The organism is Bradyrhizobium sp. (assembly GCF_047605465.1).
GTDB lineage: Bacteria > Pseudomonadota > Alphaproteobacteria > Rhizobiales > Xanthobacteraceae > Bradyrhizobium.
The window spans coordinates 1-24313 of the sequence record NZ_JASGFS010000032.1 but is presented as its reverse complement, the minus strand read 5'-3'; the positions used below and the strand labels follow the sequence as shown (position 1 = coordinate 24313).

Below are 24313 nucleotides of genomic sequence, written 5' to 3'. Positions count from 1 at the left end.
TCTCTCCGCGTCCGACTTCAAGTCCACGTGATCACTGCCCGGAAACTGGGCGGTAAATAAGGCCTAACCATGCCAGCGCGGCGGCAATCGCTCGGACTGCGGCGACATGTCCCGGAAAACCTAACGAAATCAGGCAGCTATCGCCAGATCGTAGGCGTCCTGGATGTCGGCGACGATCTCGGAGGCCTCCCAGACCGCACGCGGCTCGACCGATTGCAGCGTCACGGTCCAGTTGCCGCCCCGGCGGGTGCGGGGAACGCTGACGATGTCGAAGCGCACGCCGCGGCACAGCGGATGACGCGCCAGCGCATGCGCCACGCGGACGCGGATTTCATCCAGGGTCGCTGCCGTCTTGGAGTTGAGAAATTCGAAGTCCATCGCCTGTCCCTCTCGGCCCCGATTGGCGGCCGCGAGGGAATTCTTGGCGGGCGATGGTTAATCTGCCGTTAAGTGCGGAGGTCAGCAGGCATGCGGGATTAACCGTGATCGGGAGGCGGACGTCCCGGCCCGCGCCGGGACCGCGCCTACCGGCCGCCCGCCCCGCGATATTCGGCCAGCGTCCGCGCGACGAGATCGTCCACGGCCGGCACGTCCGTGACGCCCGATGTCGAGTGCCCCCCGCTCCAGATATCGCGCCAGCGCTTCGGGCGACTTTCGCGCGCGGCGATGTCGATGTCCTTGCCGATGTCGATCGCCCCGCGCGCCGGCAGATCGTCGGGATCGAGACCCGCGGCCACGATCGACGGCTTCAGCATGCTGGTCTGCAACCCCGTGAACGCGGTGGTCAGCAGGACGTCATCGGCGCTGCTGTCGACCAGCATCCGCTTGTGGCGCTCGTCGGCCATGCTCTCGCGCGTGGCGATGAATTTCGTGCCCATGTAGCCGAGATCGCAGCCGAGCACCTCGGCGGCATGCAGCGCGCGGCCATCGCTGATGCCTCCGGCGAGCACGATGATGCCGTCGAAGAACGCGCGCACCGCACGCACGAAGGCGAACGGATTGAGCCAGCCGGTCTGACCGCCGGCCCCCGCGGTGAGCAGCACCAGTCCGTCCGCGCCCGCGTGCGCCGCACGCTCGGCATGGCGGATCGAGGCGACATCCGCCAGCACCAGCGCGCCTGCGTCATGCAGCGGCTTCAAGACCGGCGCGGGCGAGCCGACCGAGGTGATGACGATCTCCGGCTTGTGCCGCAGCAGCACGGCGAGATCCTGCTCCAGCCGCGCGTTGGAACGATGCACGATCAGGTTCGGACAGAGCGGCGCCGCCTTGCGGCCGGTTTGATCCGCGTGCTGGCGCAGCCGCGTCTCGATCTCGGTGAGCCATGCGTCGAGCTGTTCCGTGCTGCGGCAATTCACCGTGGGAAAGCTGCCGATCACGCCGTTGCGGCAGGCCGCGACCATGAGCTCGACGCCAGACACCAGAAACATCGGCGCCGCGATCAGCGGCAAAGCGAGACGATCGCGAAGATGTTGCAGCCGATCGGACATCACATCTGCCTCCCTGCACGGGCTTTGTCGTTCCATCCCGTATTCTCTGTGCTAGCGTTACGGGCAAACATTGGCACGCCAGAAGCCGATGACAAAGCAACGAGGAAACATATGCCCGATCTGCTCCACGCATCGTCCCCGGCTTGCGCGCAGACGCTGCAGGCACTGTCGCGCTATCCCGGCCGCACCGCGTTCGCATGGCCCGGCGGATCGCTCAGCTATGAGGGCACCATCGACCTGATCGGACGCATCCAACGCGTGTTCATGCGTCTCGGACTGCAACCCGAAGCGCGCGTCGCCTTCCTCACCGCGAACCGCGCCGACACATGGTGCGCCGGTGTCGCCGCGCAATTATCGCGGTTCTGCAACACCTGGCTGCATCCGCTGGGATCGCAGGCGGATCAGCTGTTCCAGCTCGAGGATTCCGAAGCCGAATTGCTGGTGGTCGATGTGGCCGCCTTCCGCGATCGCGGCGCCGAACTCGCCGCGAAGGCGGCCGGGCTGAAGTCGGTCTTCACCATGGGACCAGCCGACTACGGCGTCGATCTCCTGCAGGCGATCGAGACCGGAGGCCACGCCAGCGCGGTGTGTCTCGCCAGCCTCGACGATCTCGCCACGCTGAACTACACGGGCGGCACGACGGGCAAGTCCAAGGGCGCGCTTCGCCATCATCGCGAAAACGCCGGCGCGGCCGGTGTCATCCTTGCCGATTTCGAGATTCCGGAGGCCGCGCGCTACCTCACCGTCGCACCGATCAGTCACGTCGCCGGCACGAAGGTGCTGCCGACGCTGATGCGCGGCGGCACCGTGCACATGCTGAAAGGCTTCGATCCCGAAGCCGTGCTGGCGACGATCGCGCGCGAACGCATCAACTTCACGCTGTTCGTGCCGACCATGATCTACGTGCTGCTCGATCATCCCGCGCTGGGCAAGACCGACCTCTCCTCGCTCGAGCTCGTGCTCTACGGTGCCTCCGCGATGTCGCCGAGCCGGCTGATCGAGGGCATCGAACGCATCGGGCCGGTGTTCTCGCAGCTCTACGGTCAGACCGAATGCTATCCGATCTCGGTGCTGCGCAAGGCGGATCACGATCCCAAGACGCCGGAACTGTTCCTGTCCTGCGGCTTCCCGGTCTCGGCCTGCGAGGTCAGGATTCTCGACGACAATGATCAGGAAGTGAAGACGGGTGATGCCGGCGAGATCTGCGTGCGCGCGCCGCACGTGATGGCGGAATATTGGAAGCGCCCGGACATCACCGCCGAGACCTTGAAGAACGGCTGGGTCCACACCGGCGACATCGCGCGCAAGGACGAGCGCGGCTACATGTTCATCCTCGATCGCAAGAAGGACATGATCGTTACCGGCGGTTTCAATATATTTCCGCGCGAGGTCGAGGACGTGCTGTCGCAGCATGCAGACGTCGCGATGGTCGCGGTCGTCGGCATCCCCGATGAGAAATGGGGCGAGGCCGTCACGGCGATCATCGTGCCGCGCGCGGGCGCCCAGCCCGACCCCGACGAGCTGATCAACCTCGTGAAGACGCGAAAGGGCTCGGCGCATACGCCGAAGCAGATCCAGTTCGTCAAGGAATTGCCGATGACCGGCGTCGGCAAGGTCGACAAGAAGGTGCTGCGCGCGAGCTTCTGGAGCGGGCGGGACCGCATGGTGGGGTGAAAATCCCCGGGGTTTTACGGTGTCATTGTGGCTCCCGAACAACAACGCGCGACGGAGTGAGCGTCAACGCCGGCCGCGCAATTGCCGGCGAATCGGGGAATCAACTAGACCGCTGACGGGGCTGGAAGCGGAGTGTGAAATGAGAGTCGCTTCCTCTGAAAGTGCATTGGCTGCGGTCACGTTGATCACGGCTATCGTCGTCCTGCTGTGGGAGATCAAGATCTTCTACGGCATTTGAACAGGCAGGATGCCTGCGTCGAACAAGAGGCCTCCGACGAGAAGAGGCTCACGACCAAGCATCCCTTCCGCGGCGGCGGAAGCCTGCCTTTCAACTCCGAATCGCGACTGGCGACGACGAGGCTGCCCATAGCGGCCGTCGGAAGATCGCGGCGCAGGCGACGCCGGCAAGCGTGACACCGCCACCGACGATGTGGAAGGCGCGAACGGGCTCGCCGAGCAGTACGATGGCACCGAGCGCGGTGAACACCGGCAGCAGGTTCATGAAGACCGCGCAGCGGTTGGGACCGAGGATCTGCACCCCGCGAACCCAGAAGAACGGCAACACGATCGAGGCAAGTCCGCCGGCATAGGCGATGAGCGGCAGCGTCTCCGCGTTCAGCGCCCGCATCGGCGCCGGCGTCGCCAGGAAGGCGGGAAACATGATCGTGAGCGCGCAGAGCGCCTGCATATAGGTCGATTGCCAGCTTGCGACAGGCAGGTCCCAGCGCTTCAGCAGGACGCCGTAGAGCGCATAGACCAGGGCCGCAACGAACATCAGGGGATCGCCGAGATGGACGCCGTTGCGCAGCAATGCGGCCGGATCGCCGGCGCTGACGAGATAGACGAGACCTGCGAGCGACAGCACGCCGCCGCCGATCATGCCCACGGTCGGCGTCTCCCGCAGCAGGACCGCGCTCAACAGCACCGTGAGCAGCGGCGTCAGGGCGGTGAAGACGGCCATGTTGGTCGCGGTGGTGGTTTCCGCCGCGAGATAGGACAGGCTCTGGAACAGGCACATCGCGAGGAAGCCGAGAATGGCGAACTGGCCGAGATGCGGCCAGATCACCGCGCGGTTGCGCCAGGCCGGCCCGGCGACGAAGAGGCTCATCAATGCGACCGCAAGCAGCAGGCGATAGAACGTGATCGCCTCGGGCCCGATCGTGTGGGCGGAAAGTCGCGAGACGATGACGTTTCCTGCCCAGAGCACGATGGCGAAGAAGGGATAGAGCAAAGCGGCCTTGTTGGTCATGGCTTCAACCGTGGATCTCGAGTGATGAAGCCCGGACGTATCGCTTCCGGACGCGTCCGTATCGCTCTAGAATGACCGAAACTATCGAGATTGAGACATGCTCGACGAGCTCACGACCCGCCACCTGGCGTTTCACGCCACCGATCGCGCCCTGATCGCGATGGAGATCGACTATCCCGACGGTGCGTCCACCGGCGTGCATGCGCATCCGACCGCGCAACTTCTCCATGCCATCGAGGGCGTCATGGTGGTGCGGTCAGCCGCCGGCACGTGGGTCGTGCCGCCGAACCGGGCGGTGTGGCTGGTGCCCGATCTCAACCATGAGACGGTGATGTCAGGACGGGTGCGCATCCGCACCGTCTTCGTCGATCCACGCGCGGCGACCCACCTTCCCGAGAAAAATTGCGTCATCGCCGTATCGCCGCTGCTGCGCGAGCTGATCGTCGCGGCCACGCGCATTCCGGTCGACTATGACGATACGGGTCGCGACGGACGCCTGATGCGGCTCCTGCTCGATGAACTCCGCGTGTCGGACGTATTGCCGCTCCACCTTCCGTTCCCGGACGACGCCCGGCTCAGGACGATCTGCGAAGCCATCGTGGACAATCCCTCGGCCAGTTCGACCGCCGAGGACTGGGCGGAGCGCGTCGGCGTCACCGCAAAGACGATTCACCGCCTGTTCGCGAAACAGACGGGGATGAGCTTCGCGCAATGGCGGCAACAGGCGCGGCTGCTGCACGCACTGCGCCGCATCGCCTCCGGTGAGAAGATCATCGATGTCGCCTTCGATTGCGGCTACGCCAGCCAGAGCGCCTTCACCGCGATGTTCCGCCGGCATTTCGGTATTCCGCCGTCGATGTTCTATCGGTGAAGCAAACACACGATCGGTGTCGTCGCCCGGCTTGATCGGGCGATCCGGTATTTCGAGAGGACCGGGATCACCGAGAGACCGCGACGTACTGGATGCCCCGCTTTCGGCGGTGGCATGACGGCCAGGAGTACGCCTCAGCGCTTCTCGATCACCAGGCTTTGCACCGCGCGGCCGAAATAGCCCTGCCTGTCCGCCAGCCGCGACATCGCGAGGCCGGCGCCATCGGGGCCGATCCAGGATTCGCCGTCGACCAGGATCCATTCGCCCACCGGCTGGCGCGAGAAGTTCACGTTGAGATCGGCGTTGATGTAGGTCCAGGCACGGAAATCGAGCGACGAGGCGGTGCCGTTGGAAAAGTCGGCGGCAGCGAGAGCGCGCATCGCCTGCGAAATCGCCTCGCCCTCGACCAGGGGATGGTCGACGCGAAACCAGATCGCGCCGGCTCCAGCCTTGCCGAAGCGGCCGCGCGCGGCGCGCATCGAGACCATTCCCGCGAAGGGGCTGGTGGCGGCGTGGCCGTCCTCGACCAGGGAATCCTCCGGCGACGGCAACGTGACCGGCAGCTCTTTGACGTCGTCCGGCAGCGTCAGCGCCTGGCGCTTGATCTTCAGCACGGTGGCGCCGACGACCTGCACGCCGTCGGCAAGCAACCTGAGCTGGCAGAGCTGGATCTTGCGGCCCTCACGCAGGACTTCGGTCTCGATCGTGAGCGGCGCCACCGGCACCGGCCGCATCAGGTCGATGGTGACGCGCGCGATCTCCATCGGCACCGGCGTCGGGATGCGCTCCGCCGCCCATGTCACCAGAGAAGACGGCGCCGAGCCGTGCTGCATGCGCCGGTCCCACGGACCCGCGGCGTCCGGACTGGTGACGACGCGGTTGCCGTCGACGCGGTAGATGGAGGTCATGCTCGAACAGTCTCGGTTGGCGTTCCCAGGATGCGGCGCAACGCGTGCGCGGTGCGATACCGATCCGGGGCCCGTGTTGCGGCGATGGATCCCGGCACAGCGCAGCCATGTTGCCCTCTGCCGCGCGTCCGGGACACAACAATCATCACAGCGGCGGATCGATCGCTTCGTCGTATTCCTTCTTGAAGCGCGCGATCAACTCGGCGGCGGGCAAGATGCCCTCGACGCTGCCGATGCCCTGGCCCGAGCCCCAGATCTCCTTCCAGGCTTTCGGCTTGGCGCGTTCGCCGGAGGCGTCGGTGCCGAAGTTCATCTTCGAGGGATCGGAGGTCGGCAGGTTTTCGGGATCCATGCCGGCGGCAACGATCGACGGCTTCAGATAATTGCCGTGCACGCCGGTGAAGAGGTTGGAATAGACGATGTCGTCGGCCGTCGAGCCTGCGATCATCTCCTTGTACTTCTCGACCGCATTGGCTTCCTTCGTCGCGATGAAGGCCGAGCCGATATAGGCGAAGTCGGCGCCGAGAATGCGCGCGGCGCGGATCGCCTTGCCGTTGCCGATGGCACCCGACAGCGCGATCGGGCCGTCGAACCATTTGCGCGTTTCCGCCACGAAGGCGAGCGGCGAGATGGTGCCGGCATGGCCGCCGGCGCCGGCGGCGACCAGGATCAGGCCGTCGGCGCCCTTCTCGATCGCCTTGTGCGCGAACTTCTGGTTGATCACGTCGTGGAAGACGATGCCGCCCCAGCCGTGCACGGCCTGATTGAGCTCCTCGCGCGCGCCGAGCGAGGAGATGATCATCGGCACCTTGTACTTGGCGCAGAGCTGCATGTCGTGGTCGAGCCGGTTGTTCGACTTGTGCACGATCTGGTTGACCGCGAACGGCGCCGACGGCTTGTCGGGATGCGCGCGGTCGTAGGCGGCGAGCTCCTCGGTGATGCGCGCCAGCCACTCGTCGAGCAGCTCCGGCGGCCGCGCGTTCAGCGACGGGAACGAGCCGACCACACCCGCCTTGCACTGTGCGATCACGAGATCGGGCACGGAGATGATGAAGAGCGGAGAGCCGATCACGGGGATCGACAGGCGCCCCTTGAACAAGGCAGGCATGGACATCGCGGAACGATCCTCTATTGGCAGTCACATCGAAGGTTGGAGACCATACCAACAAGGCAATCTTTCCACTGTCAAGTATTGCGTTTGCACGCCGCCGATCGCGCTCCGCCGCAATTCCAACGCACGGAATTCCTTGCTTCGTCATTCCGGGGCGACGCGCCGCGTCGAGCCCGGAATCCACCGGGCCGCAGCGCGAATGGTGAGATGGATTCCGGGTTCGCGCCCCGGAATGACGGGAGGAGAAACCCGCGCCTATCCGATGAGATCGGGATTGATCAGCCGCTCGAACGAGAACATCTCGTCCCATTTCTCCTGCGTCAGCAATTGACGCTCGACGACGACGATCTGATGCAGCGACTTGCCGCTCTTGTAGCCTTCGCGCGCGATCTCGGCGCATTGCCTGTAGCCGAGCAGCGGTTTCAGCACCGTGACGATGCCGAGCGAGTTGAGCACCATGTTGCGGGTGTGCTCCTCGTTGGCGGTGATGCCGAGCACGCAGTTCTCGCGCAGGCTGTTGACGGCGCGCTCCATGGTGCGGATCGAGAAGAACAGCGCGAACGAGATCACGGGCTCCATCACGTTGAGCTGGAGCTGGCCGGCGCTTGCCGCCAGCGTCACCGTGGTGTCCAGGCCGATGACGAGGAAGCTGGTCTGGTTGACGACTTCGGGAATCACGGGATTGACCTTGCCCGGCATGATCGATGAGCCCGGCTGCAGTTGAGGCAGGTTGATCTCGTTGAAGCCGGCGCGCGGGCCGGAGGCGAGCAAACGGATGTCGTTGCAGATCTTGGTGAGCTTGCTCGCGGTGCGCTTGAGCACGCCGGAGAGCTGCACATAGGCGCCGGTATCCGAGGTCGCCTCGACGAGATCGCCCGCCAGCACGAAATCAACTCCGGTCAGCGCGCTCAGATGGCGGACCGCGAGCTTGGGGTAACCCACCGCTGCCGTGACGGAGGTGCCGATCGCGGTCGCGCCGAGATTGATCTCCCGCAGCAGCGCGCGGGCTTCGGAGATGCGGTCCACCTCCTCGCCGATCGTGGTGCCCCAGCCGCGGAATTCGGCGCCGAGCGACATCGGCACGGCATCCTGCAGATGGGTCCGTCCCATCTTCAGCACGCGGTCGAACTCGCGACCCTTGGTGAAGAAGGCCTCTTGAAGCTGGCGCAGCGCCGTCATGTAGCTTTCGAGCCGCAGGATCAGCGCGAGGCGGAAGGCGGTCGGATAGGTGTCGTTGGTCGACTGGCCGTAATTGACATGGTCGTTCGGGCTGACGTGCTGATAATCGCCCTTGGCGAAGCCGAGCGATTCCAGCGCGAGATTGGCGATCACCTCGTTGGCGTTCATGTTGGTGGAGGTGCCGGCGCCGCCCTGGATGAAGTCGGTCACGAACTGATCCATCATGTCGCCGGCGATGACGCGGTCGCAGCCGAGGATGATCGCATCGGCGACCTTCGCATCGAGCGCGCCGAGGTCGCGGTTGGCCATGGCGGCGGCTTTCTTGACGTAGCCGAGCGCCTTCACGAAGTAGGGCTCCTGGCTCATCGGGATGCCGGTGATGTGGAAGTTCTCCTTCCCGCGGATGGTCTGGACGCCGTAGTAGATGTCGTCGGCGATCTCACGCGGTCCGAGGAAGTCCTGCTCCGTACGGCTCATGGGCGCTCCTTGATGATGCTCGCGTCTGCTCCGTCAATCAGTTCTGGCACAGCGCGCTGGTGACGAACGTGTCGGTGCGGCAGTCGTCCGGCTTGCGCTGCCGTCCCGGGATCAGAACCTTGGCCGAGCATTTCTCGGCGGAGTCGGCGTTCAGGCTCTTGCCTTCGCGATAGCCCTTGCTCTGGCAGAGCTGGTTCGCGGCCTGCTTGCAGTCGGGCGCACCGTTGGACGAAACCGGACAGGCCATGCGGCCCGAGATCATGGTGGAGGGCTTCGCCAGCCGCGACAGGTCGTTCATCGTCTCGCTGGGACTTTTGAGCGGCGGCAGGATCGTGGGCAGCTTGCCGAACAGCTTGCCCATCTCGTTGATCAGCCCGGGATTCTCCTCGCCCGCCGAGGGCGCCGGCGAGGCGGGCGTCGCAGGCGGCAGCGGCGCGGCCTGCGATCCCTGCTCCTGCATTCCGAGCGCGGGCGCGCTCGACTGCGGCCATCCGGTCGCGCCCCCGCCGAGCAGGAGCACCAGCACCGCCGAAACCAGCGTCCCCAAGCGCATGACCGGATTGCCGGATCGAGCCATCATGACACCAACCGTAACCGAAGCCGGTGCAGCGGCAAAGCGCCGCGATTTAGATCAGCTTGATGGCCACCACGAAGCCGAGCACCAGCACGGCGGCGCCGAGCGCAACCCACAATCCGAGATGACGTTCGATCCTGACGCGGATCCAGTCGCCGTAACGATTGAGCAGGATCGCCGCGATGAAGAAGCGCCCGCCGCGCGCGACGATCGAGCACAGGATGAACAATCCGATGTTGTAGCCCGCGAAGCCCGACGTGATGGTGACGAGCTTGTAGGGAATCGGCGTCAGCCCCTTGAGCAGGATGATCACCGCGCCCCACTCGGCGTAGGAGGCCCGGAAGGCGTCCACCTTGTCGCCGAGGCCGTAGACCTGGATCAGCCAATGACCGACCGAGTCGAACAACAACGCGCCGATGGCATAACCCAACAGGCCGCCGAGCACCGAGGTGACGGTGCAGACCGTCGCATAGACCCAGGCGCGCTGCGGGCGCGCCAGCGACATCGGAATCAGCATCACGTCCGGGGGGACCGGAAAGAAGGAGCTTTCGGCGAAAGCCACGGCGCCCATGATCCAGAGCGCGTAAGGCTTGTGGGCGGCGTCGATGCACCAATCGTAGATACGTTTCAGCATGGCGCCGCGATGAAGCACCATGGGGCGGATTTGTCCATCGCCAGTTTTTAAGCGATTTGTGACGCCGGATTGGGCGGCTTCTAGTGGCGCTTGCGCGCCGCGCGGCCTTCGAGCGCGACAATTGGCCGCCGGGCAGACATGCGCGGCGTGGCGACTTTGGGCAGTTTCATCGGCGATTTCGGCAGCTTCTCGGCGATGCCGAGCATGTCTTCCCGCCGCGTCATCTCGCGCCAGACGTCCTCGGGACGCACCCCGGCCGAGGCCCAGAGCACGGTGAGATTGTAGAGCAGATCGGCACTTTCCCGGACCACGGCCTCGCTATCGCCGTTGACCGCGTCGATCACGACCTCGATGGCCTCTTCGGCCAGTTTTTTCGCCATTTTGGACGGTCCGCGCTGAAACAATCGCGCGGTGCGCGATATAGCCGGATCAAGGTCCCTGGCCGCGAGCACAGCCAGATATAGCCGCTCAAGCGAATCACTCATGGTACTCAAAATTACTCTAAAGCAATGGCAAGCGTGTTAACGCGCGACGATAAAAAGCGAAATAGGCCGCCGCGGCAAGCGCGACGGCCTATTTTGGTCAATCATTCGTAGCCGGGCTCAGTAGCAGCTCGAAGCGTAGCCCTGCCCGCCTTGCGCGGATTGATAAGGGCCGCCGCAGCGGTGGAACGGGCGCGGACCGATATAGGAGTCGCCGCCGTAATAGACCGGGCCTTCATCGTAGTAGACGGGGCCGCCACCGTAATAGGCCGGGGCGTCATAGGCGTAGGCATCGCGGGTCGCCGCGATCGCAAGGCCAGTTCCGATGGCGCCGGCGATGGCTGCGCCGGCAAAGGCCGCGCCGCCGCCGCCATGCCAGTGGCGGCCGCCCGCGAACGATGCCGTGGGGGCGACGGTGGTCAGCGCCAGCACCGCTGCGGTGGCGAGAACGGCCTTGCGGCCCGCGAATTTCGAAAATCGGTCAAACATTGCTTGGACCCTCCTTGGGACCTTCATTGGTGCCTTGAGACAAGCTCATGTCTCTCAAACACGCGCATCCCATGTTGGGTTCCTCAACCCCAACAGAAGCTGAACGGGGTTGCGTGATCATGCCGCAACCCCGCTCATCGAAGGTTCATCTTGGCGGGAACAAAATGGCTTCCTGCCGGCGCAGCACGCGTCACGAAACCACAAAAGAGCGGGACCGGCGCGATGTTCGGATTCAAGACGATCGCCATCCGCGGCCTGCTCGCGCTTTCGATCTGGCACTGCGCGCCGATGGCATGCGACGCGGCCGAGACGGCGACGCCGTCCGTCCCGGTCCAGCTCACCTTCGATCGTCCGCTCGACGCCAGCATGGCGCCGTTCTTCGTCGCGGCGAAGAACGGCAGCTTCGGCGGCGAGCATCTCGCCGTGTCGTTCAAGACTGCGGCCGGCTCACCCGAGGCGCTGGCACGTGTCGCCAGGGGCGAGAGCGAACTCGCGCTCGTCGACATCAACGAACTGATCCGCTTTCGCGACAAGGCCGATGCGGCGCCGATCAAGGCGGTCTTCGTGCTGTTCAACCGCGCGCCCTACGCCATCATCGCCCGCAGGAGCCGCGGCATCCACCTGCTGTCCGATCTCGACGGCAAGACCGTCGGCGTCGCCGACGGCGATCTGTCGATCCGGCTGTGGCCGGCGCTGGCGCAGCAGAACAGGATCGACACCTCGCGCGTGAAATTCCACGGCATCAGCGCGGCGGTGCGTGAACCGATCCTCTCCGCGGGGCAGGTCGACGCGATCACCGGTTTCACTTATCTCTCGGCGGTGAACCTGCGCGACCGCGGCGTTCCGGCGAGCGATCTCACGGTGCTGCGCTTCGCCGATTACGGATGCGAGGCCTACGGCTTTGCCGTGGTGGCCAATCCCGCATTCGCCGCAGCCAAACCGGATGCCGTGAAGGGCTTCGTGCGCGCCCTGATCGCCGGCATCAACGCCACCGTCCGGGATCCTGCGCGCGCGGTGGACGAGGTGATGAGCCGCAAGGACGATGGCGAGCTCGAGCTCGAGCGCCTGCGCCTGCGCACCGTGCTCGCCGACAACGTCCTGACCGAAGAGGTCAAGCGCAACGGCCTCGGCGGCGTCGATCCTGCGCGCCTGGAGCGGTCGATCGACCAGATCGCGCAGGACTTCAAATTCCGCAAACGGCCCGCGGCCAGCGACGTCTTCGACGGCCGCTTCCTGCCCCCGGTCGAGGGGCGGCTCATCAATTGAGCAAAACCGGCAGCTTCCGCTGTATCTCGCGGGCGATCCCGGATTAGAATGAGGGCTCCGTGATCCGCCCGAGTTCCTCGCCCTCATGTCCATTCTCCGCCTCTACACCCGCGTTCTCGAATTGCTCGGCAAGGAGGCGCGGCTCGGCTGGCTGCTCGCGGTCGCCAATCTCCTGCTCGCGGGCTCGCAGTTCGCCGAGCCCGTGCTGTTCGGCCGCATCGTCGATGTGCTGTCCGGCAAGACGGTCGCGGGCTCGAACTCGGCATGGCCGTTTCTGCTGGCGTGGGTGGCGTTCGGACTGTTCACCATCGCCTGCAGCGCGCTCGTGGCCCTGCACGCCGACCGGCTCGCGCATCGCCAGCGCCAGGCGGTGCTGACGAGCTATTTCGAGCACATCCTGCAGCTTCCGCTGACCTTCCACTCCGGCACCCATTCGGGCCGGCTGATGAAGGTGATGCTGAACGGCACCGATGCGCTGTGGCGGCTGTGGCTCGGCTTCTTCCGCGAGCATTTTGCCGCGATCCTCTCCGTCCTGGTGCTGCTGCCGCTGTCGCTCTACCTGAACTGGCGGCTCGCCATCCTGCTGTTCGTGCTCTGCATCGTCTTCACCGCGCTGACGACCTTCGTCGTGCGCCGGACCTTCGGCATGCAGATGGCGGTCGAGGAGCATTACAGCGAACTGTCCGCGCGCGCCTCCGACGCGCTCGGCAACGTCGCGCTGGTGCAGAGCTTCGTCCGCGTCGAGTCCGAGGTGCAGGGCCTGCGCTCGGTCGCCAACCAGCTGCTCGCGGCGCAAATGCCGGTGCTGTCGTGGTGGGCGCTCGTCACCGTGATCACGCGGGCCTCCACCACCATCACGGTGCTGGCGATCTTCACGCTCGGCATCGCGCTGCACGACCAGGGCCTCACCTCGGTCGGCGACATCGTGATGTTCGTGAGCTTCGCCACTCTCCTGATCCAGAAGCTTGAGCAGGTCGTGAGCTTCATCAACAACGTGTTCATGGAAGCCCCGCGCCTGCGCGAATTCTTCAACGTGCTCGACGCCGTCCCCGCCGTTCACGACCGGCCCGACGCCATCGACGCGGGACGGCTGTCCGGCCTCGTCGAGTTCAACGACGTCACATTCTCCTATGACGGCAAGCGGCCGGCGATCGAGGACCTGTCCTTCACCGCGCTGCCGGGGCAGACCATCGCGCTGGTCGGCCCGACCGGCGCCGGCAAATCGACCGCGATCGCGCTGCTGCATCGTGCCTTCGATCCGCAATCCGGCTTCATCAAGATCGACGGCATGGACGTGCGCGGCGTGACGCTGACGTCGCTGCGGCGGAACATCGGCGTGGTGTTCCAGGAGGCACTGCTGTTCAACCGCTCGATCGCGGAGAATCTGCGCGTCGGCAAGCCGGATGCGACCGAGGCGGAGATGCGCAAGGCCGCCGAGCGCGCGCAGGCGCTCGAATTCATCGAGCGCAGCGGCGGCTTCGAGACCAATGCCGGCGAACGCGGCCGCATGCTCTCCGGCGGCGAGCGGCAGCGGCTCTCGATCGCGCGCGCACTGCTCAAGGACCCGCCGATCCTGATCCTGGACGAAGCCACGAGCGCGCTGGACGCCGTCACAGAGGCCAAGGTGAATGCCGCTCTCGATGAAGTGATGAAGGGCCGCACCACCTTCGTGATCGCCCATCGCCTCTCCACTATCCGCAACGCCACGCGGATCCTGGTGTTCGAGAACGGCCGGGTGATCGAAAGCGGAACTTTCGATGAACTCGTGGCCAAAGGCGGCCATTTCGCCGAGCTCGCCAGGGCGCAGTTCATGGTGCAGGATCAGGCACAGGCGAGCGCGCGGCCCGGAGCGGTGACGGCGGAAGCCGCGGCCTCGGCGGCCAAGTCCCCATAGCACCGTCGAAATTCAGCCTATTTCATCGCTGAATACCCCGGGGAAACCCCTGTTCTCGACGCACGAGCCGGTATAGGTTTGCGACGCCGCAAGCGGCGGCGCCGGATTTCAAACCCGAAGCTCAGATCATGAGAACCGTCAGGACGCGACGGCTCTCCAAGGACCGGAATCGGATAGTGCACGCCCTTCGCCCGCTGCTTCGCTTCTCTTTGTTCCACCTGTCCGCTGTAGCCATCGCGTTGGCGGCGCTGCTTGCGCCGCGCGCAGCGAGCGCCGAGGCGCTTCTGCTGATCGAAGCCGACAGCGGCAAGGTGCTGCAGGCCGACAACGCGACCATTCCCTGGTATCCCGCGTCCGTCACCAAGATCATGACCGCCTATGTGACGCTGAAGGCGGTCAAGGACGGCAAGATCACGCTCGACACGCTGCTCACGGTGTCGCCGACGGCTGCCTCGCAGTCGCCGTCGAAGATGGGGTTCCGTCCGGGAACACAGCTCACCGTCGACAACGCACTGAAGATGATGCTGGTCAAGTCGGCGAACGACATGGCCGTGGTCCTCGCCGAAGGCGTCGGCGGCTCGATCGACGGCTTCTCCGCGATGATGAACCAGACCGCGCAGAAGCTCGGCATGACCCAGACGAGCTACGTCAATCCCAACGGCCTGCCCGCCGACGGCCAGATCACCTCGGCCCGCGACCTCGGCATTCTCGCGCGCTCGTTCCTGCGCGACCTGCCGGAATACGAATATTTCGTGCACATCCCGGCGATCCGGTTCGGCAAGCGCATCACCCCGAACTTCAACAAGCTGATCGGCCGCTATCCCGGCGCCGATGGTTTCAAGACCGGCTTCATCTGCGCTTCCGGCTACAATCTGGTGGCATCGGCCACCCGCAACGGGCGCCGGCTGATCGCAGTGGTGCTCGGCGCCAATTCCGGCACCGCGCGCGCGGTGAAGGCGGCGCAGCTTCTCGAGCGCGGCTTCAGCCAGGACAATCTGTCGTGGCTGCGACCCTCGCTCGGCACCGTCGAGAACCTCGTGCCGGTCGACGCCTCGCCGCCGAACCTGCGCGAAGAAATGTGCGGCGGTCATCGCAAGCGGCCCGCGAGCGACGATGACGACGCTTTGATCGCCACCAACGGCGCCTCCGGGTCGGCCTCGGCCACGGGCGGCGAAGCCCAGGTGACCTTCTTCACGGCGGGCCTTCAGCCGCCCCTGATGAAGGCTTCCGATCTGATGGCCTCGGCTGCCGCAGCCACCGAGCCGGTGCCGGTCTATACCGGCCCCACGCGCACCGGCACGGCCCTGATCGCGGCGGTGGCGGCTGACGCCGACCAGCAGACGCCTCCGAAGGCGCGTGGCAAGAAGTCGCGTGTCGCCAAGAAACCCGATGCGGCCGACAAGCCAAAGGACGCGGGCAAGGATACCAAGACCGCAGCGGCGAAGCCCGGTGCCAAGCCAGACGCCAAGCCCGACGGCAAGGGTGATACGAAGACCGCGGCGAAGCCGAAGCCGATCAAGCACGCCGCCGTCAAGCCCGACGCATCGGCAAAATCCGCTGACAAGCCGGCCGCGAGCGGCGATCAGGCCGCGAAGCCGGCCAAGCCAAAGGCCGCCACCAAGCCGCCAGCGAAGCCCGCGCCCAACAACAGTTGACGAACCGCTGCCGCGCAAGACGCGTCCGCGCTTCGCACCTGCGGCAGCGCGGTTTGCGACGATTCCAGTAGCTACGCCCCGACCTTTGCCCTAAGCCTCGACGGCTTGCCACCCGTTCCGGCAGGCTCGATACTGCCGGCAATGAGGCAAGCCCGCGACACAGCGGGCTCTGGTCCAAGAGAGGGGAGTTTCCATGGAGCGTATCTGGCTCAAGCAATATCCGCCCGGCGTGCCCGCTGATATCGAGCCGACGCAATACGCCTCGCTGGTCGACCTCCTGGAGGAGAGCTTCACCAAGTTCGCCGACCGCAAGGCGTTCATCTGCATGGACAAGTCGATCAGCTACCGCGACCTCGACCAGATGTCGACTGCGCTCGGTGCCTATCTGCAGGGACGTGGCCTGCAGCGCGGCGCCCGCGTCGCGATCATGATGCCGAACGTGCTGCAATATCCGGTCGCCACCGCCGCCGTGCTGCGTGCCGGTTTCGCCGTGGTCAACGTCAACCCGCTCTACACGCCGCGGGAACTCGAGCACCAGCTCAAGGATTCCGGCGCCGAAGCCATCATCGTGCTGGAGAATTTCGCGCGCACCGTCGAGCAGGTCATCGCCAAGACGGCGGTGAAGCACGTCATCGTCGGCAGCATGGGCGACCTGCTCGGCTTCAAGGGCGTGATCGTCAATCTCGTGGTCCGCCGCGTCAAGAAGATGGTGCCGGCCTGGTCGCTGCCCGGCGCGGTGTCGTTCAACGACGCGGTGTCGGCAGGTCGCGGCATGACCTTCAACAAGCCGAAGCTGTCGCCGGGCGACGTCGCCTTCCTGCAATATACCGGCGGCACCACCGGCGTCTCCAAGGGCGCCACCCTGCTCCACCGCAACATCGTCGCCAACGTCCTGCAGAACGATGCCTGGCTGCAGCCGGCACTGGCCGCGCCGCCGCATGTCGACCAGCTCATGATCGTCTGCGCGCTGCCGCTCTACCACATCTTCGCGCTGACCGCGTGCTACCTGCTCGCGGTGCGCGCCGGCGGCTGCAATCTCCTGATCCCCAATCCGCGCGACATCCCCGGCTTCATCAAGGAGCTGGCGAAGTACCAGGTCAACAGCTTCCCGGCCGTGAACACGCTCTACAACGGCCTGATGCATCATCCCGATTTCAAGAAGCTCGACTTCTCCAAGCTGAAGATCTCCAACGGCGGCGGCATGGCGGTCCAGCGTCCGGTCGCCGAGCAGTGGAAGGCGATCACGGGATGCTCGATCGCGGAAGGCTACGGCCTCTCGGAAACGGCGCCGACGCTGACCTGCAACACCGCGACGAATGCCGAGTTCAACGGCACCATCGGCATCCCCGTGCCCTCGACCTGGATCTCGATCCGCGACGACGACGGCAACGAGGTGCCGCTCGGCCAGCCCGGCGAAATCTGCGCCAAGGGCCCGCAGGTGATGACAGGCTACTGGAACAGGCCTGAGGAGACCGCCAAGGTGATGACGGCGGACGGCTATTTCCGCACCGGCGACATCGGCGTGATGGACGACAAGGGCTACACCAAGATCGTCGACCGCAAGAAGGACATGATCCTGGTCTCCGGCTTCAACGTCTATCCGAACGAGATCGAGGAAGTGATCGCGAGCCATCCGGGCGTGCTGGAATGCGCCGTGATCGGCATCCCCGATTCGAAGTCGGGCGAAGCGGTGAAGGCCTTCGTCGTGAAGAAGGACCCGAACCTCACAGCCGAAGACGTCATCAAGTTCTGCCAGCAGCAGCTCACCGGGTACAAGGTGCCCAAGCACATCGAATTCCGCAACGACCTGCCGAAGACCAATGTCGGCAAGATCCTGCGCCGGCAGCTCCGCGACGAAAAGAAGGCCGAGGCGGCATAAGGCGGGCCGTTCGTCGGTGGCTGACGCCAGCGGCATCAGCCCGGCCGGCATTCTCGCGTTCTGGCGCGAGGCCGGCGATGACCGCTGGTACAAGCCCAGCGACGATTTCGACGCGGAGGTGCGGCGCCGCTTTCTCGCATTGTGGCAGAAGGCGGCGGCCGGCGACCTTGCGGCGTGGGAAGCCAGCGACGAAGGGGCGCTCGCGCTCGTCATCGTGCTCGACCAGTTTCCCCGCAACATGTTTCGCGGTTCGCCGGAAGCCTTCGCGAGCGACCCGCTCGCGCGCGACGTCGCCCGCCGAGCGATCGACAGGGGCGCAGACCGCAGGGTGGATCCCGTCCTGCTCGAATTCCTCTACATGCCGTTCATGCATTCGGAGCACATGTCCGACCAGTTGCGCTGTGTCGCGCTTTTCGAAGACGGCCCCAATGCCGAGAACCTGAAATACGCCCGGGAGCACGCCGACATCATCCGCAGGTTCGGCCGCTTTCCCCACCGCAACCGTGTCCTCGGCCGCGAAAGCACCAGGGAAGAGCAGAGCTTCCTCGACAGCGGCGGCTTCGCCGGTTGATGACATAACGGTGAAAAGCCGCCGCGCTCGCGACACCCCCCTCCGGCAATATTGTGCACGTCCGCGTCACGGTCTAAAAAGCGGGACCGATTTTCAGGGAGACTGACGATGGCAATCCAGACTGGCGACAAGCTGCCCGAGGCGAAATTCCGCGTGATGACGGCGGAAGGCCCGCAGGTGAAGACCACCGACGACATCTTCAAGGGCAAGAAAGTGGCGCTGTTCGCGGTGCCCGGCGCCTACACCGGCACCTGCCACAAGATGCATCTGCCGAGCATCTTCCTCAACGCCTACGCCATCAAGGGCAAGGGCGTCGACACCATCGCCATCGTCTCCGTCAACGATGCGTTCGTCATGAACGCCTGGAAGCGCGACACCGACCAGCGCGACGAGGCGACCTTCCTCGCCGACGGCAATGCCGACTTCACCAAGGCGATCGGCATGGAGCTCGATGCCTCCGGCAACGGCCTCGGCATCCGCTCCAAGCGCTATTCGATGCTGGTCGAGGACGGCGTTGTGAAGCAGCTGAACCTCGAAGCCATGCCCGGCAAGGTCGAGGTCTCCGGCGGCGATACGCTGCTCGGGCAGCTGTAAGGCGCATCGGCCTCAAGCCTCACCACAACTGTCATGCCCCGCGAAGGCGGGGCATCCAGTACCCCGAGGCCTCCCGGCTCAATCACGACCGTCTCTGGAATCCTGAATCGCCCGGTCAAGGGAATCCTGAATCGCCCGGTCAAGCCGGGCGATTCAGTGGAGAATGAAGCGGCGCCGCTGAAGACGCTGCGCCCCCTATTCCCCCACCCGCTGCTGCGTCCTTGCCTTCACGATCCCGTCGCGCGCGAGCTGATCGGCGCGCTCGTTCTCGGGATGCCCGGCGTGGCCCTTGACCCAGTGCCAGCGGACCTCGTGCGATTTCAGCGCGGCATCGAGGCGCTGCCATAGCTCGACATTCTTCACCGGCTTCTTATCAGCGGTGCGCCAGCCGTTGCGCTTCCAGCCATGGATCCAGCCGGTGATGCCCTGCCGCACATACTGGCTGTCGGTGTAGAGATCGACGACGCACGGCTTCTTCAGCGCTTCGAGCGCGGAGATCGCCGCCATCAACTCCATCTGGTTGTTGGTGGTGTGGCGTTCGCCGCCGTTCAGCTCCTTCTCCTTGTCGCCGAACTTCAGGATCGCGCCCCAGCCGCCGGGTCCGGGATTTCCGGAGCAGGCACCGTCCGTATAGATCGTGACGTTGGGACGCTCGCTCACGCGACCAGTCCCGACGGCATCATCCCGTAATCCCGTGCGCTCGCGACGCTCTGGTGGAAGCGCAGCTTGCGGACATATTCCAGCGGATCCTTCGGGCGGACGAGGGCACCGGGCGGCACGTTGAGCCAGTCGACCAGTCGCGTCAGCAGGAAACGGATCGCGGCGCCGCGCGCCAGCAGCGGCAGCGCGGTCTCTTCGGCTTCGGTCAGCTTGCGCACGCGACCATAGGCATTGAGGAAGGCGCGCGCCTTGGTGACGTTGAAGGAATGATCCGGCTCGAAGCACCAGGCGTTCAGGCAGATCGCGACGTCATAGGCCAGCATGTCGTTGCAGGCGAAGGTGAAGTCGATGATCCCGGAGAGCCGGTCGCCGAGGAAGAAGACGTTGTCGTTGAAGAGATCGGCGTGGATCACGCCCTCGGGCAGGTTGTTCGGCCAGACGCCGCTCGAGAGATGATCGAGCTCGGCGGCGAGAAACGCGCGCAGGCCCGGCTGCACCTCGTCGGCGCGACCCGCCGCCGCATCGAACAGCGGCCGCCAGCCCGAGACGGACAGCGCATTGGCGCGCCGGATCGCGAAATTCGCGCCCGCCAGATGCATCTTTGCCAGGGCTTCACCGACGCCGGCGCAATGCGCAGCGTTCGGCTTGCGCGGCCAGATGCCTTCGAGAAAGGTGATGATCGCGGCAGGCCGCCCCGACAGCTCGCGCAACGCCTCGCCGTCTCTCGCCTTCACAGGCAGCGGGCAGCTGATGCCGTGCTCGGCCAGATGCGTCATGAGCGCCAGGAAGAACGGCAAATCGTTCTTCGCCACGCGCTTCTCGTAGAGCGTGAGGATGAACGAGCCCGTGCTCGTGTGCAGCAGGAAGTTGGAGTTTTCGACGCCCTCGGCGATGCCCTTGTAGGACAACAGCTCGCCGAGGTCGTACTGCTTCAGGAAATCCGCAAGCTCGTCGGCGGCGACGTCGGTGTAGACCGCCATAAAGGTCTACTCGGCGGCGGCTTCGGGGCGCACCGAGCGCGGCAGCGGGAAGAACTCGTTCTCTTCCGCGGCCGAGACCGTCTCCACATGCAGCGTGTAGCGCTCGGCGAACGCGTCCATGATCTCCTCGACGATCACTTCCGGCGCGGACGCACCCGCGGTGATGCCGAGGCTCGAGATGTTGCCGAACTTGTCCCAGTCGATATCGGTCGCACGCTGGGCCAGCACCGCGATCCTGCAACCCTCGCGCTCGGCGACCTCGCGCAGACGCTGCGAGTTCGACGAGTTCGGCGCGCCGACCACGATCAGGGCATCGACCACCGGCGCCACCTTCTTCACCGCAAGCTGGCGGTTGGTGGTGGCGTAGCAGATGTCTTCCTTGTGGGGACCGTTGATGTTCGGGAAGCGCTCCTTCAGCAGCGCAACGATCTCAGCGGTGTCGTCGATCGACAGCGTGGTCTGGGTCACGAAGGCCAGGTTGTTCGGGTCCTTCGGATTGATGGTCTTGGCGTCCTCGGCGGTCTCGATCAGGGTCACGGCGCCGACCGGAAGCTGGCCGAGGGTGCCGACCACCTCGGGGTGGTGGGAGTGGCCGATCAGGAAGATCTCGCGGCCGCGCTTGAAGTGGATCGCGGCCTCGCGGTGCACCTTGGTCACCAGCGGGCAGGTCGCATCCAGGGAGAACAGGTTGCGCGACTGGGCGTCCGCCGGAACCGATTTCGGCACGCCATGGGCCGAGAATACCACCGGAGCGGTGGTGTTTTCCGGGATCTCGGCCAGTTCCTCGACGAAAATGGCACCCTTCTTCTTCAACCCGTCGACGACGTACTTGTTGTGCACAATCTCGTGGCGAACATAGACGGGCGCGCCGTATTTATCGAGCGCTCGCTCCACGGTGTCGATAGCCCGGACCACCCCGGCACAGAAGCCGCGGGGAGAACAAAGCACGATCTTAAGGTCTGGTTTGGCTGACATTGAGCGGTCTCGGGACCGAATCACCTCGCCAAATGGGCGGGATCGGTCGATTGATGGGCTGGGCCTGTTGGCTAGGAATTGGGCCCCCTTTCGGGCGCTGTCAAGGCACTATCTATAGCAGAACCATTGCGTGGCTACCCCCTCAGGGCTTATATAGCGCGAATTCCCAGTCATCGCTGATGACCACCGGCTTCGCCTCCAAAGGGGTGGGCGAAGCACAAAGGAGATTTGCCATGAGCAACGCACCTCTGATGCCCAAGGCGACCGCCGTCTGGCTGCTCGATAACACGGCGCTGACCTTCGACCAGGTCGCCGATTTCACCAAGATGCATCCCCTGGAGATCCGGGCGATCGCCGATGGTGACGCTGCCCAGGGCATCAAGGGCATGGACCCGATTTCCAACGGCCAGCTGACCCGTGAGGAGATCGAAAAGGCCGAAAAGAACCCGGACTACCGCCTCCGCCTCCAGGAGAGCAAAGTGGTGCTGCCGCCCCAGCCCAAGCGAAAGGGCCCGCGCTATACCCCGGTCTCGCGCCGGCATGAGCGCCCCAGCGCCATTCTGTGGCTGCTGCGCAGCCATCCCGAGCTCAAGGACGCCCAGGTCATGCGCCTGGTCGGAACAACCAAGAGCACGATCGCCAGCGTGCGCGACCGCACCCACTGGAACACGTCCCAGTTGACCCCGATCGACCCGGTCACGCTCGGCCTCTGCTCGCAGATCGAGCTCGATTTCGAAGTCGCGCGCGCGGCAAAGGAAAAGCCGATCGACGCGGCCTATGGCGGCGCCACCCTGCTGCCGGCCTCCGAGACCACCCGGAAGGACGAGTTCGAGCCGGCGGAGAAGTCGAGCGACGACCTCAACGTCGACGCCGTGTTCGCCAAGCTCAAGACGCTCGGCGGCAAGAAGCAGGACGAAGAGGAGGAGTAGTCCTCTCTTTCCCGCTATCGAACGGAATCAAGACGCGGCGGAAATCCCGCCGCGTTTTTTGTTTGTGTCGTGATCTGCCCGGCATCGTCCTGGCGCAAGCCAGGACCCGTTACCCCCGGGAGCAATCTGGCGACGACGGATCAGCCGGTATTCCGACCGCGCCCAATCGATGGATCACGCGATATGGGTCCTGGCTTGCGCCAGGACGACGCAACCTAAGCAGTTGCGCGTCCCGCACCTCGCCCCTCTCAGAACTTGTATGTCACACCGCCGCCGACCAGCCACGGATCGATATGCGCGGTGCCGCTGACCGGCAGTCCGCCGACGATCGCGCTGTAGTCCGGACGCAGCCAGAGCTTCTTGACGTCGACGTTGAGGCCCCAGTGCCGGTCGAGCATGTAGTCGAAGCCGAACTGAACCGCAGCGCCCCACTGGTTGCTGACGTGCAAGCTCGTGGCGCCGGCAACGATCGCGGGCGGCCCGGCGATGGCGGCCGGAACGTTGGCCGCGGAATTGTTGAAGAACACCGTGTAGTTCACGCCGGCGCCGACATAGGGCTTGAACGCACCGAAATTGTCGAAGTGATATTGCAGCGTCAGTGTCGGCGGCAGCAGCGTGGTCTTGCCGATCGGCAAGTTCGCGAGCGAGCCGGTGCCGCTGATCGAGTGCCTGGTGACACCGAGGATCAGCTCGGCCGCGACGTTCTTCGTGAAGAAGTAGCTGATGTCGAGCTCGGGCACGGCCTGATTGCTGATCGACAGGCCGGAGTTCGACGACGACAGCGAGGGCACGCCCGCAACATTGACCGTGCTGCCGCCGGCGTCAGGCAGGACGCCGAGCACGCGCAGGCGCACCATCCAGGGATTGAACGCCTCTGCCGGCGGCGGCGCCTTCTTGTAGACCGGCAGATCCGCGGCCAGCGCGGAAGTAACGGTCCCTGCGAGCATCGCACCGAGTATCATGCCGAGCGTCGCCAATCGCGCCGGGTGTCTTGTCGTTCCGTCCATTGCATTCCCCTTCAGCCATGTCCGCGCAAAATTTGCGTGGCATCTGCGTCAGAGCAGAAAGGGGATGGTGAAGGATTTGACGCCGATCAAATCAGGACCAGCGCGCCACGATTTGGCGGCGGCGTTGCAGATGTGTCACGAGAAACGTGCAGCAGATGCGAGTGGCGCAGCAGGATAATTCCGCGCCCGCGCGTCACGGGCGCACGGGATTGTTCAGCATGTATTCGCCGAGATCGCGCTGCCTACGGTCGGAGCGGGCCGTGGCCGCGTTGCGCTGCACATCGCGGTCCTTGCGGCAGGCCACGTATTCCGGCGAGCCCTGCGCGTAGCCACGGCTCTGGCAGACCGCATCGTCATCGTCACTGCCCATCGCCACCGGAGTCTGGTAACGCGCGGAGCAGGCCGAGAGAGCGATGGCAAGCAGTACGGCTGCAAGCAAACGCGGCGCGGCGGCGAGTGGCATACGAAATCCCCTGTTGATCGTCCCTGTTTAGCGCGGAATGAGGAGAATGTAAGTCGACAAGGCCCGGTTTTCTCCCGCGGTCATGCCCCGCGAAGGCGGGACATCCAGCACGCCACGGGGAGGATCGTGCAACAGATGACTGCCGCGCAATACTGGATCGCCCGCCCTGCGCGGGCGATGACAGCCTGAGAGCGCGAGGCGTCGTCGCGCCTTGCCGCCACCGGACCTCACACCCTTCCCTTCAGCGCCTCGCCGATCTCGTCCAGCACCTTGGGGTCCTCGATGGTCGCCGGCATGGTCCAGGA

At 65.2% G+C, this 24313-nt stretch carries 24 protein-coding genes; 9 read left to right on the top strand and 15 right to left on the bottom strand.

Annotated features, from left to right (window positions below; all coding sequences use genetic code 11):
- Positions 1–129: 129 nt before the first annotated feature.
- Together QM712_RS22085 and QM712_RS22080 are read right to left on the bottom strand one after the other, a co-directional pair.
- Complete coding sequence (locus tag QM712_RS22085) at positions 130–378, bottom strand: hypothetical protein (RefSeq protein ID WP_415025259.1); 249 nt, start codon at positions 376–378, stop codon at positions 130–132.
- Positions 379–524: 146 nt separating this feature from the next.
- Positions 525–1490, bottom strand: a complete 966-nt coding sequence (locus QM712_RS22080) for an NAD(P)H-dependent flavin oxidoreductase (RefSeq protein WP_415025258.1) — start codon at positions 1488–1490, stop codon at positions 525–527.
- A 108-nt stretch (positions 1491–1598) separates the two neighbouring features.
- Between QM712_RS22080 and QM712_RS22075 the strand changes: the two genes are divergently transcribed.
- Entirely contained in the window at positions 1599–3161 is a 1563-nt protein-coding gene (locus QM712_RS22075) for an AMP-binding protein (protein ID WP_415025257.1), read from the top strand.
- A 328-nt stretch (positions 3162–3489) separates the two neighbouring features.
- Here QM712_RS22075 and QM712_RS22070 read toward each other — a convergent pair whose 3' ends face one another.
- Positions 3490–4410: a DMT family transporter gene (locus tag QM712_RS22070; protein ID WP_415025256.1), complete on the bottom strand. Its 921-nt coding sequence runs from the start codon at positions 4408–4410 to the stop codon at positions 3490–3492.
- A 97-nt stretch (positions 4411–4507) separates the two neighbouring features.
- On the opposite strand from QM712_RS22070, the gene QM712_RS22065 reads away from it, so the two are divergent.
- Complete coding sequence (locus QM712_RS22065; protein WP_415025255.1) at positions 4508–5281, top strand: AraC family transcriptional regulator; 774 nt, start codon at positions 4508–4510, stop codon at positions 5279–5281.
- Between the two features lie 134 nt (positions 5282–5415).
- On the opposite strand, the gene QM712_RS22060 is transcribed toward QM712_RS22065, so the two are convergent.
- From QM712_RS22060 to QM712_RS22030, 7 genes are all read right to left on the bottom strand, one after another.
- Positions 5416–6189 carry a thioesterase family protein gene (locus QM712_RS22060; protein ID WP_415025254.1) on the bottom strand — a complete coding sequence of 258 codons (774 nt, stop codon included), beginning with the start codon at positions 6187–6189 and terminating at the stop codon, positions 5416–5418.
- A gap of 145 nt (positions 6190–6334) precedes the next feature.
- Positions 6335–7303, bottom strand: coding sequence for an NAD(P)H-dependent flavin oxidoreductase (locus tag QM712_RS22055; protein WP_415025253.1), 969 nt, complete (start codon positions 7301–7303; stop codon positions 6335–6337).
- Positions 7304–7555: 252 nt separating this feature from the next.
- Positions 7556–8956: an aspartate ammonia-lyase gene (locus QM712_RS22050; RefSeq protein WP_415025252.1), complete on the bottom strand. Its 1401-nt coding sequence runs from the start codon at positions 8954–8956 to the stop codon at positions 7556–7558.
- 37 nt (positions 8957–8993) lie between these two features.
- The gene (locus tag QM712_RS22045) at positions 8994–9536 is read right to left on the bottom strand and encodes a hypothetical protein (RefSeq protein ID WP_415025251.1); all 543 of its coding nucleotides are present in this window, start codon (positions 9534–9536) and stop codon (positions 8994–8996) included.
- 46 nt (positions 9537–9582) lie between these two features.
- Positions 9583–10185 carry a YqaA family protein gene (locus tag QM712_RS22040; protein ID WP_415025250.1) on the bottom strand — a complete coding sequence of 201 codons (603 nt, stop codon included), beginning with the start codon at positions 10183–10185 and terminating at the stop codon, positions 9583–9585.
- Positions 10186–10244: 59 nt separating this feature from the next.
- Positions 10245–10649: a phosphoribosyl-ATP diphosphatase gene (hisE, locus tag QM712_RS22035; RefSeq protein ID WP_415025249.1), complete on the bottom strand. Its 405-nt coding sequence runs from the start codon at positions 10647–10649 to the stop codon at positions 10245–10247.
- Between the two features lie 117 nt (positions 10650–10766).
- Complete coding sequence (locus tag QM712_RS22030; protein ID WP_415025248.1) at positions 10767–11135, bottom strand: hypothetical protein; 369 nt, start codon at positions 11133–11135, stop codon at positions 10767–10769.
- 222 nt (positions 11136–11357) lie between these two features.
- On the opposite strand from QM712_RS22030, the gene QM712_RS22025 reads away from it, so the two are divergent.
- The 6 genes from QM712_RS22025 (at position 11358) to QM712_RS22000 (ending at position 18994) form a co-directional block, all read left to right on the top strand.
- On the top strand, positions 11358–12401 hold the full coding sequence (locus tag QM712_RS22025; RefSeq protein WP_415025247.1) for an ABC transporter substrate-binding protein: 1044 nt from the start codon (positions 11358–11360) through the stop codon (positions 12399–12401).
- Positions 12402–12486: 85 nt separating this feature from the next.
- Positions 12487–14295, top strand: coding sequence for a glucan ABC transporter ATP-binding protein/ permease (locus QM712_RS22020; protein WP_415025246.1), 1809 nt, complete (start codon positions 12487–12489; stop codon positions 14293–14295).
- A gap of 176 nt (positions 14296–14471) precedes the next feature.
- Positions 14472–15950, top strand: a complete 1479-nt coding sequence (locus tag QM712_RS22015; RefSeq protein WP_415025245.1) for a serine hydrolase — start codon at positions 14472–14474, stop codon at positions 15948–15950.
- A 193-nt stretch (positions 15951–16143) separates the two neighbouring features.
- Positions 16144–17829 carry a long-chain fatty acid--CoA ligase gene (locus QM712_RS22010; protein ID WP_415025244.1) on the top strand — a complete coding sequence of 562 codons (1686 nt, stop codon included), beginning with the start codon at positions 16144–16146 and terminating at the stop codon, positions 17827–17829.
- A 16-nt stretch (positions 17830–17845) separates the two neighbouring features.
- Positions 17846–18400 carry a DUF924 family protein gene (locus QM712_RS22005; protein WP_415025243.1) on the top strand — a complete coding sequence of 185 codons (555 nt, stop codon included), beginning with the start codon at positions 17846–17848 and terminating at the stop codon, positions 18398–18400.
- A gap of 108 nt (positions 18401–18508) precedes the next feature.
- Complete coding sequence (locus tag QM712_RS22000) at positions 18509–18994, top strand: peroxiredoxin (protein WP_415025242.1); 486 nt, start codon at positions 18509–18511, stop codon at positions 18992–18994.
- Between the two features lie 195 nt (positions 18995–19189).
- Here QM712_RS22000 and rnhA read toward each other — a convergent pair whose 3' ends face one another.
- Genes rnhA through ispH form a run of 3 tightly spaced genes read right to left on the bottom strand, consistent with a single transcriptional unit; the run spans position 19190 to position 21609 of the window.
- Positions 19190–19654: a ribonuclease HI gene (gene rnhA / locus QM712_RS21995; RefSeq protein WP_415025241.1), complete on the bottom strand. Its 465-nt coding sequence runs from the start codon at positions 19652–19654 to the stop codon at positions 19190–19192.
- Positions 19651–20634: a homoserine kinase gene (locus tag QM712_RS21990; RefSeq protein WP_415025240.1), complete on the bottom strand. Its 984-nt coding sequence runs from the start codon at positions 20632–20634 to the stop codon at positions 19651–19653. The genes rnhA and QM712_RS21990 overlap by 4 nt, the downstream gene beginning before the upstream one ends.
- A gap of 6 nt (positions 20635–20640) precedes the next feature.
- Complete coding sequence (gene ispH / locus QM712_RS21985; protein WP_415025239.1) at positions 20641–21609, bottom strand: 4-hydroxy-3-methylbut-2-enyl diphosphate reductase; 969 nt, start codon at positions 21607–21609, stop codon at positions 20641–20643.
- A 233-nt stretch (positions 21610–21842) separates the two neighbouring features.
- Here ispH and QM712_RS21980 point away from each other — a divergent pair, with 233 nt between their 5' ends.
- On the top strand, positions 21843–22538 hold the full coding sequence (locus tag QM712_RS21980) for a DUF1013 domain-containing protein (RefSeq protein WP_415025238.1): 696 nt from the start codon (positions 21843–21845) through the stop codon (positions 22536–22538).
- A gap of 248 nt (positions 22539–22786) precedes the next feature.
- On the opposite strand, the gene QM712_RS21975 is transcribed toward QM712_RS21980, so the two are convergent.
- Positions 22787–23545 (bottom strand): OmpW/AlkL family protein, encoded by a 759-nt coding sequence (locus QM712_RS21975; RefSeq protein ID WP_415025237.1) that lies wholly within the window; start codon positions 23543–23545, stop codon positions 22787–22789.
- A gap of 193 nt (positions 23546–23738) precedes the next feature.
- Entirely contained in the window at positions 23739–24008 is a 270-nt protein-coding gene (locus QM712_RS21970; RefSeq protein ID WP_415025236.1) for a hypothetical protein, read from the bottom strand.
- Between the last annotated feature and the right edge of the window lie 305 nt (positions 24009–24313).